The sequence below is a fragment of the Paenibacillus sp. PCH8 genome, assembly GCF_002968835.1.
Lineage (GTDB): Bacteria > Bacillota > Bacilli > Paenibacillales > Paenibacillaceae > Paenibacillus.
The window spans coordinates 513,666-532,802 of the sequence record NZ_PKQK01000001.1 but is presented as its reverse complement, the minus strand read 5'-3'; the positions used below and the strand labels follow the sequence as shown (position 1 = coordinate 532,802).

At 45.1% G+C, this 19,137-nt stretch carries 19 protein-coding genes and 1 rRNA gene; 17 read left to right on the top strand and 3 right to left on the bottom strand.

From position 1 onward, the window contains the following. The first annotated feature begins 16 nt into the window (after positions 1-16). Positions 17-133: ribosomal RNA gene (gene rrf / locus C0Q44_RS02270) — 5S ribosomal RNA — on the top strand. 89 nt (positions 134-222) lie between these two features. Here the strand turns inward: rrf and C0Q44_RS02265 are convergent. Both C0Q44_RS02265 and C0Q44_RS02260 read right to left on the bottom strand, forming a co-directional pair. Then, the gene (locus C0Q44_RS02265) at positions 223-645 is read right to left on the bottom strand and encodes a hypothetical protein (RefSeq protein ID WP_105405879.1); all 423 of its coding nucleotides are present in this window, start codon (positions 643-645) and stop codon (positions 223-225) included. 380 nt (positions 646-1,025) lie between these two features. Next, complete coding sequence (locus C0Q44_RS02260; protein ID WP_105405878.1) at positions 1,026-2,381, bottom strand: MATE family efflux transporter; 1,356 nt, start codon at positions 2,379-2,381, stop codon at positions 1,026-1,028. A 161-nt stretch (positions 2,382-2,542) separates the two neighbouring features. On the opposite strand from C0Q44_RS02260, the gene C0Q44_RS02255 reads away from it, so the two are divergent. The 12 genes from C0Q44_RS02255 to C0Q44_RS02205 all read left to right on the top strand — a co-directional run bounded on the left by C0Q44_RS02255 (position 2,543) and on the right by C0Q44_RS02205 (position 13,379). Continuing rightward, complete coding sequence (locus C0Q44_RS02255; protein ID WP_105405877.1) at positions 2,543-3,277, top strand: class I SAM-dependent methyltransferase; 735 nt, start codon at positions 2,543-2,545, stop codon at positions 3,275-3,277. Between the two features lie 289 nt (positions 3,278-3,566). Beyond that, complete coding sequence (locus C0Q44_RS30625; RefSeq protein ID WP_258166128.1) at positions 3,567-3,764, top strand: RNA polymerase sigma factor; 198 nt, start codon at positions 3,567-3,569, stop codon at positions 3,762-3,764. Positions 3,765-3,772: 8 nt separating this feature from the next. Then, positions 3,773-4,144: an RNA polymerase sigma factor gene (locus C0Q44_RS30620; RefSeq protein ID WP_258166127.1), complete on the top strand. Its 372-nt coding sequence runs from the start codon at positions 3,773-3,775 to the stop codon at positions 4,142-4,144. Beyond that, on the top strand, positions 4,141-5,415 hold the full coding sequence (locus tag C0Q44_RS02245) for a hypothetical protein (RefSeq protein WP_105405876.1): 1,275 nt from the start codon (positions 4,141-4,143) through the stop codon (positions 5,413-5,415). Before C0Q44_RS30620 ends, C0Q44_RS02245 begins: the two co-directional genes overlap by 4 nt. A 59-nt stretch (positions 5,416-5,474) precedes the next feature. Next, positions 5,475-5,933, top strand: a complete 459-nt coding sequence (locus C0Q44_RS02240) for a 2-thiouracil desulfurase family protein (RefSeq protein ID WP_105405875.1) — start codon at positions 5,475-5,477, stop codon at positions 5,931-5,933. 284 nt (positions 5,934-6,217) lie between these two features. Then, entirely contained in the window at positions 6,218-7,963 is a 1,746-nt protein-coding gene (locus tag C0Q44_RS02235; protein ID WP_105405874.1) for a methyl-accepting chemotaxis protein, read from the top strand. 375 nt (positions 7,964-8,338) lie between these two features. Then, the gene (locus C0Q44_RS02230) at positions 8,339-9,016 is read left to right on the top strand and encodes an NAD(P)H-dependent oxidoreductase (protein WP_105405873.1); all 678 of its coding nucleotides are present in this window, start codon (positions 8,339-8,341) and stop codon (positions 9,014-9,016) included. A 96-nt stretch (positions 9,017-9,112) separates the two neighbouring features. Beyond that, positions 9,113-9,556, top strand: a complete 444-nt coding sequence (locus tag C0Q44_RS02225) for a MarR family winged helix-turn-helix transcriptional regulator (protein WP_308737384.1) — start codon at positions 9,113-9,115, stop codon at positions 9,554-9,556. A gap of 149 nt (positions 9,557-9,705) precedes the next feature. Beyond that, positions 9,706-10,287: an NAD(P)H-dependent oxidoreductase gene (locus C0Q44_RS02220; protein ID WP_105405872.1), complete on the top strand. Its 582-nt coding sequence runs from the start codon at positions 9,706-9,708 to the stop codon at positions 10,285-10,287. Positions 10,288-10,398: 111 nt separating this feature from the next. After that, positions 10,399-10,710 carry an ArsR/SmtB family transcription factor gene (locus C0Q44_RS02215; RefSeq protein ID WP_105405871.1) on the top strand — a complete coding sequence of 104 codons (312 nt, stop codon included), beginning with the start codon at positions 10,399-10,401 and terminating at the stop codon, positions 10,708-10,710. Between the two features lie 160 nt (positions 10,711-10,870). Then, a complete protein-coding gene (locus tag C0Q44_RS02210; protein ID WP_105405870.1) occupies positions 10,871-11,905 on the top strand; it encodes an LLM class flavin-dependent oxidoreductase in 1,035 nt (344 codons plus the stop codon). 313 nt (positions 11,906-12,218) lie between these two features. After that, on the top strand, positions 12,219-13,379 hold the full coding sequence (locus C0Q44_RS02205) for an AI-2E family transporter (protein ID WP_105405869.1): 1,161 nt from the start codon (positions 12,219-12,221) through the stop codon (positions 13,377-13,379). A gap of 148 nt (positions 13,380-13,527) precedes the next feature. On the opposite strand, the gene C0Q44_RS02200 is transcribed toward C0Q44_RS02205, so the two are convergent. After that, complete coding sequence (locus C0Q44_RS02200) at positions 13,528-13,899, bottom strand: ArsR/SmtB family transcription factor (RefSeq protein WP_105405868.1); 372 nt, start codon at positions 13,897-13,899, stop codon at positions 13,528-13,530. A gap of 247 nt (positions 13,900-14,146) precedes the next feature. Here C0Q44_RS02200 and C0Q44_RS02195 point away from each other — a divergent pair, with 247 nt between their 5' ends. The 4 genes from C0Q44_RS02195 (at position 14,147) to C0Q44_RS02180 (ending at position 19,130) form a co-directional block, all read left to right on the top strand. After that, complete coding sequence (locus C0Q44_RS02195; protein WP_105405867.1) at positions 14,147-16,534, top strand: heavy metal translocating P-type ATPase; 2,388 nt, start codon at positions 14,147-14,149, stop codon at positions 16,532-16,534. Between the two features lie 108 nt (positions 16,535-16,642). Next, complete coding sequence (locus C0Q44_RS02190) at positions 16,643-17,002, top strand: SdpI family protein (RefSeq protein ID WP_105405866.1); 360 nt, start codon at positions 16,643-16,645, stop codon at positions 17,000-17,002. 224 nt (positions 17,003-17,226) lie between these two features. Further along, positions 17,227-17,679, top strand: coding sequence for a helix-turn-helix domain-containing protein (locus C0Q44_RS02185; protein ID WP_105405865.1), 453 nt, complete (start codon positions 17,227-17,229; stop codon positions 17,677-17,679). Between the two features lie 230 nt (positions 17,680-17,909). Continuing rightward, entirely contained in the window at positions 17,910-19,130 is a 1,221-nt protein-coding gene (locus tag C0Q44_RS02180) for an MFS transporter (RefSeq protein WP_105405864.1), read from the top strand. Positions 19,131-19,137 lie beyond the last annotated feature (7 nt).

Sequence of the window (19,137 nt, the reverse complement as noted above, 5' to 3'; positions counted from 1 at the left end):
GCTTCGACAAATCACGTTTGGTGGCGATAGCGGAGGGGTTCCACACGTACCCATCCCGAACACGACCGTTAAGCCCTCTAGCGCCGATGGTACTTGGACCGCAGGGTCCTGGGAGAGTAGGACGCCGCCAAGCAATCTAAAGACACACTCGATATCTATCAAGTGTGTCTTTTTGTTTTATTATGTTTATACATTGCATATAAAGAAACGACTTAGTATATTTTAATAGCGAATTTGATAATCTCCTCCCCCGCCATTAGGTGAGTACCCTACGATTTTATGGTAACCATACAGATTCCCTAGAGTGATAGTTTTCGTTCTCAAGTCTGATGCGATTACTCGTCCACCACTCTTCAAATTTCCACTCATATCAACAACATTAAAGACATATTCCCCAGTCGTCCGAGGAAGAAAAGTAAACGTGACATTTCCGCTTAAATATATATCTGTTGAGTAACCCCCTTCGAAATACTCTACTAAAAAGTTCTGGGCAAAGAGAGTAGCTTCTTGTTCCTGTTTTATCTGAGCATCTTGTGAAGGGATTACAGGCATAGACGTTTCATCAGCAAATACTGCTGGAACAGATGCTAGGAGCAAGGCCATAGAAGAGAGAACTGAAATTGCAGTTTTTTGATATTTTTTCACAATCGAACATCTCCTTTTCATATATATAAGTCGAGATTGATCATACTCTCAGTAGCTTTCCTCACAGTCATTTCCTAGGATAAAAGTGAGGGGGAGATCTGGCGCCGTATATAGTTTGACAAGACAACCATACTCCATTTAACAAATATGTACAATTATATATAAAGTGTTTTATATCCTATTTTTGTTAAATATACACTTTATTCATACATCATTCACATTTACTATAGCTATAATTTTCAAGCAACCGTTAATAGCAATGGACGATACGATATTCGGTTCTGATTATATTTGCTTCAAGCATAACAAAGCCCTGCCCGATCTATGTAGACCGAGCAGGGCTATATCTGTTCTATATACGTTCATTTAATCCATTATGGCTACTCAGGACGTAACGCGTTGATCCGATCCGTGAGGGATCGTTTTCTATAGTGCAAGGCTATGGTTGCGAGAACCAGCATCTCAGATAGCGGAACAGCAAGCCATATACCCGTGACACCTAAGAATGGCGGGAGAATTGCAATCAACGCAATCATGATAATCATCTCACGTGCAGCTGTAATCCAGATGGCCATTTTGGCGTTGCCTATCGATTGGAAATAGGTACTCATAACAAAGTTAATACCCATGAACACATAGGCAAATGTAAATATGCGTAATCCATACACTGCATTATCTGTTACATTGCTGCTGAAGTTTCCAAAGATTTGTACAAAATAAGGTGCACCGACTTGAACGACAAGCAGCAACACTACACCACATGCCAGAGCTGTTTTGGTAGCTAAACGGATCGTTTGTTGTACTCGTTCCATCCGCTGTGCACCGTGGTAATAACTGATTAGAGGCTGTGCAGCGGATGCGAGACCGAGGAACGCTAACAGTACAACCCCATGGATATAGTTTAAGACTGTAAAGGATGCTACGCCGTCTGTACCTGCAATGCGGTCCATGGAGATGTTGTGAGAGACAGAGAAGACCGACATGCCGAGTTCAGCCAGGAAGCTGGGTAACCCAATCAGTACAATGGAAGCCAGTAGTGTGGTACTCCATTTGAAACGAGTGAACGTGAGATTGTTCGATTTTTTGAAAAAGTGAGTGAACAGGACAAGCAACGCCAGCGATGCCGATACAATTGTACCAAGCGCAACACCTCGCACACCCCATTCGAGTACGTACAATGTTACATAATTAATGACGATATTAGCCACAGCAAATGTAATCTGAGCATACATGGATGTGTTGGGATTCCCATCGTTTCGAACAAAGATAGAGAGCGCATTCTCAATGGTAAAAACAAACCCGAACAACAACATAATATTCATGTAGTCTGATGCAAACGGGAACGTTTCAGCGTTGGCGCCAAGAGAGTACACCAGCTTATCTTTGAACGTATATGCAGTGTATCCAATAGCCATCGTAACAAGGAGAATGAGCATAATGGATTTGGTGAAAATTTGTTTGGCAGTAGAGATCTCTTTTCTACCCATGGCATTGGAGTACAAGGTGGCTCCACCCATACCAATCCATAGAGACATGGCGACAAAAAGAGTATACACAGGGGAAGCGATCCCAATCCCGGCCATGGCGGTGGAGCCCAGTTTGTGTCCTACCATAATACCATCGATAATAAAGTTAAAAGCAACAACCAGCATCCCCAGTACGGAAGGCACGAGGTAGCTAATAAAAGCCTTGCCTACAGATTGTCTTTCCAATGGATGCGTCCAATTCGTGTTCATGATGACCTCCGTTAGTAAACTGAATGTTCATTCTGCAAAAACTATACTGAACGTTCGTTCTGTATAATAACATGCCATCTAATCACTTGGCAACTTTTCTGTTTGGATATCGTTTATAGGGTAGAGTAAGTGCATATTCACCAAGCGGGAGGAATCACTGGATGAAACAAAATAAGTATGATGAAGATGAGTTTTTCGATAATTATAGTAAGATGGCACGTTCTGTACAGGGATTGGATGCTGCTGGGGAGTGGCATGAATTGCAGACGCTGTTGCCCGATTTGAAAGATAAACATGTGCTGGATCTGGGATGCGGATTTGGTTGGCATTGTCGATATGCGCGAGAGCAACAAGCAAGTTCAGTCATCGGTGTAGATCTGTCTAACAATATGCTCAAGCGTGCTCGTGAGATGACAAATGATTCACAGATCCAGTACATACAGATGGCGATTGAAGATATTGATTTTGCAACTGAACCATTCGATGTTGTGATCAGTTCACTTGCTTTGCATTATATTGAACGTTTAGATGAGGTGTATGCCAAAATCAACAATTGTCTCGTCTCAGGTGGGACGTTTGTACTGTCTTCTGAACATCCGATCTTCACCGCTCGTGCAGCGCAGGACTGGCATTATGGACCCGAGGGTGAGATCCTGCACTGGCCCGTGGATGATTACCACGATGAGGGGAAACGTGTAGCAAACTTCCTGAATCAGGACGTGATCAAATACCATCGAACGGTGGCAACGCATCTGAATGAGCTGATCAGAGCTGGGTTTTCCATTCAACAAGTGGCTGAGTCCAAGCCATCACTGGAGATGATTGAACAGATTCCTGGCATGCGAGATGAGAATCGGAGACCGATGTTTCTGATGATTACTGCGGTTAAAGTATGATGATGATGAAGAGGACAGAAAGAACCAGAAGAAACGGAGCTAAAAGCTTTTTGGAAGAAAGCTGCATCGGAAGCATATGCCGCGCCTTTATCGATTTTTACTTTATACAAAGGAAACAAAGGAATCTGGAGATATAGATGTCTAACTGAGCAAAATGCTTGAAGGAATCAGTGTGTTCAGCGATGTTGAACATGCTTTTTTTGTTCTTGCTACAATAATAAGAAATAATGTTCAAAACAGGGAACTAATCCACAGTAGATTCAGTCTTATTAAGTGAGGTGAATATCAGTTGGACTATCAATTTCTGGCACATGCCCAGACCATAGACAATACTACACTCAGCAGCATGATGGATGATTACGGGAACGATGTGTGGAACTATGCTTATTTTTTGACGAAGAGTGCCGAACAGGCAGATGAATTATCACAGGAAGTATTTATTCGGGTATATTCGGGGATCTCCCATTATCGGGGGATTGCACACTGAAGACGTGGTTGCTGACGATTACTAGAAATACAACTTTTACATATCGGAAATCCAAATTTTATCGTAGTAGTTTATGGGGAGAGACACTACACACTGGCACGGAACAGGAGCATTTAGACCAGGGACAGATGATTCCTGTACAAGGTACGTATCCTTCAGCCGAGATGGAAGCAATGAGCAAGGAGCATGTACATGAGATATGGGATATAGTTTTGGCTTTGCCGGAGAAATTTCGGGAGATTCTTTTGTTGCATTTGAAATATGAGCTTACGACAAGTGAAATCGCTGAGATGTTGGGAATTAGCTCGGGCACGGTGAAGTCCAGACTATCCCGAGGTAAGGAGAAAGTGCGTAAACATTGGGAGGAGCGAAGCAAATGAGACACGAGGATGAGCAGTGGAAAAAAGAAATCCGTAAGGAACCGTTTGCGACGTCTCCGTTTACAGAAGATCACAAGCGGAATGTGCTTCAACAGGTGGATTGGATGAAGAATTCGGAGGAGGGGAAGCTGGGGGGCAGATCAGAGCGTAGTTCGATGCCTTCAAGACCACAAGTAGGCTCATTTCGAGCCAAGCGACGCCGCCTTAGAAGGGGTCCTCTTGTCGCAGGCGCAGGTGCACTCGCCATTACTGCTGGATTGTTCCTATGGATATGGAATGATGGACAACTGGTGAAGCCTGTTATCGAACAGGTCTATCCAATAGCTGCGTTACAGTTTTCCAATAATCTGAGCATAGATCTGTTGACCGACAAGATGAAAAGGAATGTCGCGGTCACCATGCGTGACGATCTTGGAAAGCAACTGAAGATCACGAATGTGCAAGATTTACCCGTGTCAGGAAGAGTGTATGTCGAGGCCGGGAATGAACATGAGGAGGATTATGCGGAGATTTGGCTTGATGCCACGACAGGTAATCTGCGGGAAGTACAGATGAGACGAAAGATGCAGCCGAGGGAGCTGGAGCATCGTTATATGCGCCAGATTCCGTCGCTCCTGCAAAGTATAGGCAGTGATCCAACGCTTAAACCTGAGCTCATTCGCAGATCAGTAGGTATGAAACAGGGAGAAACGCAACCCGTATCGCACACCGTGTTAACATTAGGGGATGAGATAAACTATGGGGAGATTGTGTGGCAGCAGGATAAGGCTGTCTCGATTACAGGTGAGCTGAGAGCTGATCAGGTATCCCAGACGGCTTTGAAGAGTGCGAGGCATGCAGTTGAGGCATTATCGGGTAAACCTGATAATGCCCTAGAGGGTGTGAGCCGCACAAAGGACGATGAACTTGGTAAGGATACGGTCTTTTTCTCCTTTGAGAATAACTACTTTGTACAGATGACTGAAGGAAAAGAGGGATTGGGATACACGGTTGGGGATACTAATCATTATGAGGAACAAGACATAGGCAATATAGAAGAGATGGAGGCGTATCATGAGAAATTATTTAATATAGATGAGTCTCTTCTCAGGGATCAGGCAGGTCCTATAGTCAAAAAAATATTTAACATTGATTTTAGCAACTATCAATTACACAGGGACGTTGAGGCTCTAGGTATGGTCACATTTGAACTGGAGTCGAGCACGGATGTTTTTCAGGTTCAATACAAGGAAGATGGACGAATCACAATGATTACCAGAGGTGAATACTAGGGCGTAGTCTCTTATGTTACAATGGACTTCATAGGTTATTGGATGATAAGGAGATCATAATGAAATATTTGGTCAGTTCATGCTTGGCTGGGGTGGCTTGTCGCTACAACGGTACAGCGAGTTTGGATGAGAAAATTCAGAGTCTTGTGGAGCACGAGCAGGCGAAGATGGTGTGTCCGGAGCTGCTTGGCGGATTCTCTACACCTCGGGAACCGGCTGAAATTATCGGGGGCACAGGCAAGGATGTGCTGGCAGGAAGAGCGAAGGTTATTGAAAAGAGTGGGAAAGACGTCACAGCCCTATACATCAAAGGCGCCTATCAGACATTGGAATGGGCACGTAAACTGGACGTTTCCTGCGTTGTTCTGAAAGAGTTCAGCCCGTCCTGTGGAACACAGATGATCTATGATGGGAATTTCGCCAACCACAAGATCGCTGGAGAAGGGGTTACCTCAGCACTACTTCGACAAGAAGGATATACCGTCATATCTGAAAATGAATTCATGGAACAGTTATAAATGGAGCATCTTACTTCTATCTCAAGACTAAGCCGCTAAATGGGGTTATACTCCTAAGCGGTTTATTTGTTTTTTCCCAATGAGTCAGTTCATCATAGGCGGTGAACTTTTTTCAGTTTTACATCATAACCGATTATTTAAAATAGTTATTCTTCTTTTCGCTTCAGTAGAGTTAAAGGAAATTTTCCTGGAAAGCTAATAATTAGTATAAATACATACGATATATAGATTATCAGGACGATAGTAATAGAAGCATCATTGATATGAAAAATGGAGGTAAAACGATGTCAAACCAGCCTAAAGAAAAGTATCTAAAAGGAAACAAACTGAAAAATCTGAAGCTCACAACTACGATGGTGATTATGATTACCATTAGTCTGATCGGCTTAGTCACCGTCTTTCTGATCGGAATGTTCAGCATGAACGAAGCCAAGTCGGGACAGGGTATTCTCTATAATGACCGCTTTCAGCATCAGACTAACGTCCTTGAAGTGAAGAGTAATTTCTATAACATGCGTGCCAATTATACGAAGGTTCTTGATAATGCAGAGTATACAGATAAGCAGTACGATCAGGTTCAAAAAGGTAAGCAGAGTGTCACCGACGGTCTGAATGAATTTTCCGCAAGAACACTGGATACCAAAGAAAAAGAGATATTTGCAGATGTGGAAGCTAAGATGGATACATACTACAAGGATATTGAGCAAATCATGGATGTCAAAAAGAAGTCGGGAACCTATGATAGTGATGAGAGAGGAAGAATCAATAAGAGCAGTACAGCAATTGTTGAAACGATCAGTCTTTTGAGTACATATAATGAAGAAGAGTCAGCCAAGCTCTATGCAAATACTCAGGAAGTGATTAAACAGCGAGCGTTGATACTAGGTTCGGTGCTTTTGTTGTCACTCGGGACCCTTATTATTATATCGTATGTAATGATTCGAAGTATCCGTCAACGAATGAAAGCCATTACCCGTTATTGTGAAGAGGTAACGCAAGGGAACTTAACGGCTACCATTGATCCTTATCTAACAGAGGGGAATAATGAGATCAGTGTCATCGCACGGGCCATTTCCAAAATGACCGACTCTACATCGAATGTTATTCGTGGTGTAATTCAGGAGTCCCATCATATCAACCAGGTTAGTGATCTTACGAACCAGAACATGACAGGTCTGAATGAGCGGATTCGAGAAGTATCTGCCACCGTTGAAGAACTCTCGGCCGCAATGGAAGAGGCCTCAGCTCACACTGAAAATATGAATCATTCAGCTAATGAGATGCAGCAGGGAGCCGAATATATCTCGGAACAGACGTCCAAACAAGCGGAAGCTGCCTATGTAACCAGCACCAAGGCTGAGAAATTGAAGCATGAAGCCCGCGAATCAAGCCAAGCGGCTATAGATATGTACGATCACACTAGCAAGAAGATGTCAGAAGCACTGGAACGTGCAACTGCTGTAGATCAGATTGGTATTTTATCTCAGTCTATTTTGGATGTTACTGCACAGACTAATCTACTTGCACTTAACGCATCGATTGAAGCAGCGCGGGCTGGAGAAGCAGGCAGAGGGTTCGCAGTTGTAGCAAGTGAGATTCGCAAGTTGGCAGACGATTCCAGACAGGCCGCAGATCAGATTCAGCAGGTAACGGAAGAGGTCACGCAGTCTGTAACCAATCTGTCTTCCAATGCTAAAGAATTATTATCCTTTATGTTCAATCAGGTGGGCAAAGATTATAAATTATTGGAGAACACAGCGGAACAGTATTATATCGATTCCCTAGAACATGCTAATGCAGTTAAAGATCTCAATGCAACCTCACAACAAGTGACTGCAAATATTAAGACACTGGTGGGCTCCATTCATGAGATTGCATCAGCCAGTGAACAATCGGCCGCATCCAGTCAAGAGATCGCTGGACATATGATTGCCTCTACTGCACAGTCTGTGGAAGTAGTTCAGCAGTCGGATCAGGTGAAGGAGAGCGCGTTAAATCTGGATAAGCTCGTTCAGGAGTTCAAAGTTTAACGAACAGGATGACTTGGGTGACAGCATAACAAAAAATGAGGAGCCTACTAACCAGGAGGCTCCTCATTTTTTAAAACTAACGTTTCCTGCATGCAACGATGTTGAGAATTTCAACGGTGGAATGAAGCCTGAGTATGAAATTTACTTTTAATAGAAATATATCACTGAGTTCAAAACCTAAATCGAAACTTGACTGTGTATATTTTCTTAGATTCATCCTATTACTTACTTTTATAAACCAAGAAACAATAATGTGCGTACTTTTAATTTTCAATTATAGGTACTACTATTAATCTAAAGTTAAATGATAATAATGTAGACTTCACAAGGTGTTAACATACTAATAAAATCCTAATTCGAAGGACGTGGAGGAATATGAACGTTTCAACTCAGGCAAAGAAACAAGAAGAAATTCTACAGGCTTTTCAATTCCGGCATGCGACCAAAATATTCGATGCATCGCGTAAAATCACGGATGAGGACTTCTCATTTATTCTGGAGACCGGAAGGCTGTCCCCGAGTTCAATCGGTTTCGAGCCATGGAAATTTCTGATTGTGCAAAATCCCGAACTGCGCCAGAGGTTGTCAGAAGTCTCGTCCGGAGCTCAAAAGCAGCTTGCAACGGCAAGCCACTTTGTTGTTATTTTGGCCCGTTCGGACGCCAGTTACAATTCTCCCTATGCGGAATACATGCTGAAAGAAATCAAAGGAATGACAGATGATGTATTCGAGATGACAAGCGCGGCATATGGGAATTTTCAGAATAATCAGGGTCTGCTGCAAAATCCAAAAACATTATTCGATTGGGCATCGAAACAGACGTACATTGCACTTGGCAACATGATGACGGCAGCGGCTCAGATCGAGATTGATTCTTGTCCGATTGAAGGTTTCAGCCGTGAGGATGTCCATCGTATCATGGAAAATGAGGGGTTACTGGAGGATGGTGCGTGGGACGTCTCGGTGATGGCCGCATTTGGTTATCGTGTGGAAGAACCAAAACGTGAGAAATCACGACAGACGATGGAAAAAATCACGCACTGGATTGTCTAGAGTAAAACAAGATAAACAGCCCACACATACTGCATTCCTGTAGTCATGTGAAGGGTTGTTTTTGGATGGAGAAAGAAAAAACTTGATTATACATAGATGTCTATGTATAATGAGGTCATGCCAAAATATAACGCGATTGCACTGATTGCAAGAATCAGGGATCATATCAACAAACGAATAGTTTACGAACTGGAACAGCATGAGGTAACTGGCATTGTTCCTTCTCATGGAGATGTGCTTATGTTCTTATATCGGGAAGAGACGCTGTCTATCAAAATGCTGGCGGAACGTGTTCAACGTACCCAGCCCACTGTAACTGTGCTGGTCAACAAGCTGGAGAAGCTCGGTTATGTTGAACGCAGCAAGAGTGCGGAAGATAGCAGAGTCACGATGATTCGACTTACCGAACAGGGGAAGCGACTCGAGCCCATATTCTCTCAGGTATCAGATCGGATTAATGATATCATCTATGCTGACCTGTCAGATGAAGAGTCGGAACAACTGGAGAGCTTGCTGTCCCATATTGTCAAAAGGTTATAGTAGCGATATCAATCTTCTGTCTATCCGAATCTGAATAAGAACGGAGACAGAAGATCATATATTTTTTATACATATACATAGATGTCTATGTATATGTTCACTGCATTTTTCGAAACCTAACTCAAACCAAACCTGGAGGAATTAACACTATGAAACACCTTATCGTATATGCACACCCACACGCAGATAGCTTCAATAACGCAATCTTGAATACCGCTGTAGAAGCTCTCGAAGCTCAAGGCCATGAAGTGGTCGTTCGTGACTTGTATAAGCTTGGATTCCAGCCCGTACTGACTGAAGCCGATACAGCTTCCATGCGCGCAGGGCAGACACCACAGGATATCGCAACAGAACAACAATTTGTTACAGATGCAGAGGCCATTACATTGATCTATCCGATCTGGTGGACAGGTCTTCCAGCCATTATGAAAGGATATGTTGACCGTGTATTCGCCTATGGTTTTGCATATGCAGCGGGTGAAGCGGGAATCGAGAAATTGCTGACAGGCAAAAAAGGACTCATCATCAATACACACGGTACACCGAGTGAAGTCTACGATCAGATTGGCATGACTGCTGGGTTGAAAATGACTTCTGACGTGGGAATCCTTGAATTTGTAGGAATTGAAGCCGTAGATCATCTGCTCTTCGGAAGTATTGGATACTTAGATGCACCTGCATATGAAGCGATGTTGGATCAAGTTAAACAAACAGTGACGACTAAATTCTAATTGGATACTATCTCCATCCATAAGTCCATGTGATACCAGACCGACTCGATTCTGAGTCGGTTTGTTTGTTCATGTGTTTGCAAAATGGAGGAAAGGGGGTATAATCGACCCATGGAACCTATACTCATATTCAAAGCATTATCGAACGAGACACGTAGACAGATCCTGTTGTGGCTCAAGAACCCGGAGCAACATTTCTCTCCGCTTGAACTATCCCAACATCCGGATGGTGGGAAGAGCGGAATATGTGTGGGCACGATTCAACTGAAGGCTGGACTGGCTCAGTCGGTGATATCCAGCTATCTGCTGACCATGCTCAAGGCAGGGTTGCTGCTCTCGGAACGAAGAGGACAATGGACATATTATCGGCGTAACGAAGAAACGATTCGTCAATTTGCCGAGTACGTGAAGAACGAGTTATAAGCCGGATGCCGGAACGGAAGCTAGGAAGCAATGCAGCAAGCAGGGGTTCCGTCCGGATGTGAACGGCTATATCGTATCTGCGTATGATATTAGCTTCTGTTACAATACATCTATATATCTGGATATACAAAAATATAATCATTAAGGAGATTAAACAATAATGACTACTGAAAATACGGTACCATCCCATAAAGAACATATTCATGACGTTAAGCTTTCAATCTTGGATCTAGCTCCGGTTGTTGTGGGCGCAACGCCTGCCGATGCACTCCGTAACAGTCTGGATCTGGCACAGCATGCAGAGCGATGGGGTTATCATCGTTATTGGGTAGCGGAGCACCATAATATGCCGGGCATTGCTTCCTCCGCGACTTCGGTCGTCATTGGATATCTGGCTGGTGGTACCAAGACGATTCGTCTGGGATCAGGCGGAATTATGTTGCCCAACCATGCTCCACTCGTCATTGCCGAACAATTCGGAACACTGGAATCGCTGTATCCAGGCAGAATTGATCTGGGACTGGGGCGTGCACCAGGCAGTGACCGCCGAACATCGCTGGCCCTCCGCAAAGATCTGAACAGTGGTGAGGACTTCCCTGAACTGCTCGCAGAACTCCGAGCATACTTCGATGCATCGGCAACATCGTATCACGCGCCTGTTCGTGCTGTACCGGGTGAAGGGTTGAATATTCCGATTTACCTGCTGGGGTCCAGTGATTTCAGTGCACGTCTGGCGGGTCAGCTGGGATTGCCATTTGCTTTTGCAAGCCACTTCTCGCCCGATTACACAAGAATCGCACTTGAAACGTATCGTAACAACTTCCAACCTTCCGATGGCTTGAAGGAGCCGCATGTGATTGTTGGTGTCAACGCTGTTGTTGCGGATACAGACGAGGAAGCAGCATGGCTGGGTACAACGATGCAACAGCAATTCCTGAACATCATCCGCGGAACAACGGGACTGGTGCAACCCCCAGCCGACATGGAAGGCAAATGGACTGACCGGGAAAAAGCCGGTGTGGAACAGACATTGAAGGCAGCCGTAAATGGGTCCCCTGAAACCGTACGCAGACAGTTGGAATCCTTCATCAAGCAAACGCAGGCGGATGAATTGATTATTACGTCGATGATCTATGATCATCAGGCACGCTTGCATTCCTATGAATTGATCGCGCAACTGGCGGGAAAAGCATAATGATCAACATCCGTTTAAGAGCAAGATATAGCGTGATCTAAGGCTTCAAATTAACGGTTCGTCTCATAGAGGCGGACCGTTTTGGTATAGGAATATTTTGCAAATGATTCGTGTGGGGCAAAAGATTCATTTTGGGGTAAGATGAGTTTACCGCTCTTATTTGAAACGGTTAAACAGTACCATACGTATAATTCCAGAGTGTTATACATATGTTGGCTTGTACAAGGTACTATTTTCACATGTAAGGGACGCATACCCGTTTTACAGTTGTATTCATGACTAACCGATACATAAGAGAGAGGACGACACGCCTATGGAGCAACCTGAGCAACCCCGCGTTTGGCCGGATCGGTTCAAGCGGTTTTTTCTGAACAACAAATTTGTCCTAGTTCTGCTAGTTCTGCTGTTAGTAGGACTAAACGTGATGGTTCTGACCAAAGTATCCTTTGTTCTTCATCCGCTCGCCGTACTCATCAAGACCATTGTGCTACCTATTATTCTATCAGGCATACTCTACTATCTGCTGAATCCGATTGTGGATGTGATGGAGAGATGGAAAATCAAGCGTGGCTGGTCCATTCTGATCCTGTATCTCGCCATTGGAGGCATTCTGACAGTTGTAGTGCTGGCAGTCATTCCGGTGCTTCGCAATCAGATTATGGGACTTATCGCGAATTTCCCAACGTACAGTGAGACTGTAAGACAGCAATTTGAGGAATTGACGGGTAGTCAGCTGTTTGGTCAGGTCCAGGAAACGCTTAATATGAACTGGCAGGACCTATGGAGAACAGCTTCCCAGAAGGCTGCGGAAATTCTGGACTCAACCTGGAGCACATTGGGCGGATTCCTCGGAGCTTTCACTGAGATCGTACTCTCCATTGTGACGGTTCCGTTCATTCTGTTCTATCTGCTGAAAGACGGCAAGAAGCTGCCATCCAAAATTTTGTCTTTCTTGCCCATCAAGAGCCGTACAGGTGCAATGCATGTGCTGGAAGATATCAACCACCAGATCAGTTCATTCATTCGTGGACAGATTATCGTCAGCTTCTGCATCGGTATCCTGCTCTATATCGGTTATATGGTCATTGGACTGGATTATGCACTGATTCTTGCAATTATTGCATCGTTCACGAGTGTCGTTCCGTATCTGGGACCTGCAATTGCGATTACACCTGCATTGATCGTGGCCTTGGTTACTTCGCCAGTAATGCTGTTGAAGATGGTTGCTGTATGGACAATCGTTCAGTTAATCGAAGGTAAATTCATCTCACCGCAGATCATGGGTAAAACACTCAAGATCCATCCGATTACGATTATCTTTGTCATTCTGACGTCGGGTAATCTGTTTGGAGTTGTGGGCATTCTGCTGGCTGTTCCGGGATACGCGGTGCTGAAAGTATGTGTATCGCATATCTTCAACTGGTTTAAGGATAGATCCGGCTTGTATGATCCGAACAAGAACAACCTTTTGTAATGAAGTGGTAAGCTCCAATTGATTGGTAATCAGAAGGAATAGTCACTTAGTATTTTGTACAAAACGGTACCCTCACCAAAAAGAACCTCCGTCCATCGGCTTATAGCCGAGAGGCGGGGTTCTTTTCATGGACATGCTAAGCTATTGCCTAGCTATGCTTGATATGCTGGAGCGTTTGCAAAAAGATCTGCTCAATATGAGCATCATCCAGAGAGTAATACACCGTCTTGCCTTCTTTGCGCCGCTTGACGATCCGCATGTTGCGTAGGGAACGCAGCTGGTGTGAAATGGCCGACTGTCCCATTTCGAGCAGAACCGTGAGGTCATGAACACATAATTCCTTCTGTAACAGCGCATCAATAATACGTAGACGTGTTGGGTCACTGAATGCTTTAAACCAATCCGCCATCTCGGAAGAGGTCTCCCGATCTATGAGTGAAGTGCGAATCGTCTGCACATCGGCTTCAGTACCTGAGCAGGCCGCATCACATTCGCCTGGTGCTTTAACCGGTTGTTCCATTTCTTATCACCGCCTATGTTAACAACTGTACACTTATTATATCCAAAAAACGCCTAAAGCGAAATGATTACTATTAGCATAATCTGTATAAAAAATCAACAACAATTGTTGACACGCATGTTTAGGCGTGCATATAATAGGGGTAACCAAACATATGAATGATTGCTCATATATTGAATGTAACTTTTAATAAGAAATGAAAATCGGAATACAACGATGTTGATGTACTGCAAAGGGGAGAATTCACATGGGAACCGGACAGGAACAGGTGAAAAGGGAACTGCTGCTAGATGGACTGGATTGCGCAAATTGTGCATTGAAGATCGAGAACAGTGTTAAGAAAATTAAGGGCATGAACGAATGCTCCGTTAATTTTGTTACCAAAACCTTATCGATGCATACGACTTCCGATATGAATGAGCAGGTGGTCGAGGAAGCCAAGCGCAAAGTGCTTCGGCTGGAGCCACATATTCGTATTTCGGAAAAAGGAAAACATGTGAACGGCAATGCTCACACCCATACAGGGAGTGCAGCCGGTAAGCATGATCACGCTCATGACCACGCGGGACATGATCACGGACATTCACTTGAAACACACGCTCACGCTGATGACCAATCAGGTCAGCGTAGTCATCAGGGCCACGAACAAGGTCACACACATGATCACGGAGATCATGCTGGACATGAACATGGCCATATCCATGATCATGCTGGACATGAACATGGCCATATCCATGATCATGATGCCCATGCAGGCCATTCACATGAACATGGTGCAGGGCAGACCAAAATACTGCTTGCTCGCCTTGCTGCCGGATCTGTGCTGCTCGCAGCGGCCATCTGGTCTCCGTTGGAAGGTTGGGCTCAGTTTGCGCTCTATGTGCTTGCTTACCTCATCGCAGGGGGAGATATTGTACTTCAGGCGTCCAAAAATATAATTCGGGGCCAGGTGTTTGACGAATACTTTCTGATGTCGGTGGCTACCTTGGGTGCTTTTGCCATTGGTGAGTATCCCGAAGGGGTCGCGGTCATGCTCTTCTATCAGCTCGGTGAGCTATTCCAGGGTATGGCGGTTAATCGGTCTCGCAAGTCGATTCAATCCCTGATGGATATTCGGCCGGACTATGCGAATATCCTGACGGGTTCGGGTGACGAGACCAAACGTGTTTCCCCGGAAGAAGTACGAATTGGCAATCACATTGTAGTAAAAGCGGGTGAGCGAGTCCCGCTGGACGGGATCGTTAGAGCTGGGCGTTCCATGGTAGATACTTCTGCGCTGACAGGGGAATCGGTTCCTCGTGAGCTGGAGCCTGGAAGTGATGTACTGAGCGGTTTTGTGAACAAAAACGGCATGTTGACCATTGAAGTGACCAAAACATTTGGTGAATCAACGGTATCCAAAATTCTGGATCTGGTGCAGAACGCGAGTAGCAGGAAGGCGAAAACAGAGCATTTTATCAGCAAATTCGCCCGTTATTACACACCGGTTGTTGTTATTCTTGCTGCCTTGATTGCATTGGTCCCACCTTTGGTGCTTAGTGGTGCAACATTTGCTGACTGGATCTATCGTGCCTTGGTCTTCCTGGTTATCTCTTGTCCTTGTGCGCTGGTGGTCTCCATTCCACTTGGTTTCTTTGGCGGTATTGGAGCGGCCTCACGTAACGGAATTCTCATCAAAGGCAGCAACTACCTGGAAGCATTGAATGATGTGAAAGTGGTTGTTTTCGATAAAACGGGTACACTAACAAAAGGTGTATTTAAAGTAACAGCTATTCGCCCCGAAGGTGGACGCACGGAAGAAGAACTGATGAAAATTGCAGCGATTGCCGAAGCAAACTCGAATCACCCGATTGCCGAATCCATTCGTGCAGCCTGGGCGAAGGATATTCCTGTGCAAGGTGTGGATGGCTATGATGAAGTGGCCGGACATGGGATCAGAGTGAGCGTGGATGGCCGTGAAGTGCTGGCAGGAAACGCCAAGTTAATGGAACAGGCAGACATTTCCTACACCACACCAGACACCGTAGGAACGGTAGTACATGTTGCCGAAGCAGGCATATATGTTGGTCATCTCATCATTGCCGATGAGGTGAAAGACGATGCAGCAGCTGCGATTCAGGAACTGAAGAAGCTTGGTATCCGCAAAACAGTCATGCTGACAGGTGATGCCAAGTCTGTAGGTGAAGCGGTAGGCCGAGAGCTGGGTATTGATGAGGTCTATGCTGAATTGTTGCCACAGGACAAAGTCGAACGGCTGGAGCAGCTGGAAGCTGCCAAATCTCCAAAGGAGAAAATGGTGTTTGTCGGAGATGGCATCAACGATACCCCTGTACTGGCACGGGCCGATGTGGGCGTAGCCATGGGAGGACTTGGCTCGGATGCGGCGATTGAAGCGGCAGACGTGGTCATCATGACGGATGAACCTTCGAGACTTGCGAGCGCGATCCGCATTGCGAAGCGGACTCGGATGATCGTGTGGCAGAATATCGGGTTTGCCCTGGGTGTTAAGGCGATCTTCCTGTTACTGGGTGTGTTTGGCATCGCCACGATGTGGGAAGCGGTATTTTCCGATGTTGGTGTCACCGTCCTGGCTGTCCTGAACGCAATGCGGGTACTCCGCGTGAAGAACGTTTAAGTTTCCGAAACGTAAAGTACGGCTCTTCGTATATACGTAGAGCCGTTTTTATATTTGTAGGGCTTCCTATGTATGGTATAGGGAAGCAATAGAGAAGGGGAGAATATTTTGGCAGGAGCAGTTGTTGGAATCATATGCGGGGTGTGCTATTTCATTTTGGGGTTAATGGTGTTCAAAAAACCGCCGAAGATGATTAACGGGATATATGGGTATCGGACCCCACGCGCAATGAGTAATCCCGAGCTATGGGACGAAGCGCAACGGTATAGTGCCAATCTGATGATGCAGTTTGGTGTGATTATTACGATATTCGGCATAATCGGTTTCTGGCTTACCGATGTACGAGCATTGGTTCTAAGTTTGGTTGCTACAGGTTTCTATACGTTCAGACTGTTCACCAGAGTCGAGGGCCGTTTGAAGCAAATGCAGCGTATCCAGCAACAGGAACAACAGGAAGAAAGCGTGTAAGAAATAATAGGACAAGTATATATCCAAGAAAGAGATTCGCGAAAGCGGGTCTTTTTTTGTTGGCCAATTCAATCTAATCTATAATAGTCCATACAAATTCGATTAAAGATTTCGTGCTTGGGCATCATATATGATCCGGAATTAAATCTTACGTTGACGTTAACGTTAACATTATATATAATTATGTACATAATAATAAAGACATATAAAAAGAGGTGAAGGAAATGAATTTATATAAAATTGATGACGTAGCCAAGGAATGCGGTTTGACCAAGCGAACCATTCGGTATTATGAAGAGATTGGTGTTATGCCTTCACCTCAGCGGACAGATGGCGGGACGCGGTTGTACACTCGGGAGGATATAGATTATCTGAAAAAGGTGGTTCGCGCCAAAGAGGTACTTGGATTCTCCCTTCAGGAGCTACATACCTATGTGGCAACGGCAGATGCACTGAACGAACAACGTTTTGACTACCAGCAGACAACTGAAGTGAGAGAGCGGATCGAGAAGCTCACCAGGATGGAAACCACGCTGGCTGGTCAGCTGCAACTGATCGAACAGAAACTTCAGAGCATACATGCCGTACAGACCGAACTTGAAGAGCTGCGTGAACGCGTCCGAAGTGGTATTCAGAAGTTACAGGCACATGATCCGCAGAGTGATGAAGACGGGTAACCGTATTAGCATCTAATGTTTAAAAAACAAAACTGTATACAAATAATCGCTATATGAAGTGAGTACCAGAGTACATGTGGCGATCCTGTACAAACACCGGAGGTTCCGGTGTCATTTGTGCCGTTTTTTTACCTCTACTTATGAAAATAAATATTATGTTTTCATCTCTTTCACGGTCATTTTCAAATGAAAAGTTTAACCACATAAATCATTCACAGGAGGAATTACGTATGAACAGAGAGCCATCATTACCGGACGAATTACGGTCATCACGTGGGGGCTTGCTGTCTCAACCGCGAGCGGTGTGGGCGGTCGCCTTTGCATGTATCATATCCTTTATGGGTCTGGGTCTGGTAGACCCGATTCTGCCGGCGATCGCAGATCAGTTGCATGCTTCGAAAAGCCAAGTGTCACTGCTATTTACCAGTTATAACGCTGTAACCGGGGTAGCGATGCTGATTACAGGTGTGGTATCCAGCCGGATTGGTGTGAAATGGACGCTACTCAGCGGCATATTGTTGATCATTATCTTCTCTTTCCTTGGCGGTACCTCAGACACGGTAGGTGCACTGGTTGGTTATCGCGGCGGTTGGGGATTGGGGAATGCCCTGTTCATCGCAACGGCTCTATCTGCCATTGTGGGATTGTCCACGTCAGGGACAGCCAAGGCGATTATTTTGTACGAAGCGGCGCTGGGTCTCGGGATTGCAGTGGGTCCGCTCCTTGGTGGTGAGCTGGGTTCTATTTCCTGGCGTGGCCCGTTCTATGGGGTGGCTGTCCTTATGGCAATTGCCTTTATCAGTATTACATTTATGCTGCCCAAAATGGCCAAACCGAAAACACGCAGTTCGTTGTCCGATCCGTTCAAAGCATTAAGTTATCCTTCACTAAAAACATTGGCGATTACCGCCTTTCTGTATAACTTTGGTTTCTTTACCTTGATGGCTTATTCACCATATGTGATGAATCTGGATGAGCACGGGTTGGGTTATGTATTCTTTGGCTGGGGATTGATGCTGGCGATTACGTCGGTATTTGTCGCTCCAAGATTGCAACGCCGATTCGGATCAGTACCATCCATGAGTGTCATGCTTACATTGTTCGCGATTGATCTGGTTGTTATGGCGATAGGTACTGTAATGGGTTCACCAACTACGGTTATTGTGGCAGTCATTGTAGCAGGGATCTTCCTTGGGATTAACAACACGTTGATTACAACCGCGGTTATGGAAGCTGCACCTGTGGAGCGCTCCGTGGCTTCGGCTGCATATAGCTTTGTCCGATTCCTTGGTGGGGCACTTGCCCCATGGCTTGCAGGTAAATTGTCCGAATGGTTCCTGCCGGAGACTCCGTTTTATTTTGGCGCATTCATGGTTCTTATTGGTGTCGTGGTACTGCTCGTACGTCGCCATCATCTATGGGATATCGATGCTGCGATTACACAACATTAATTCACAG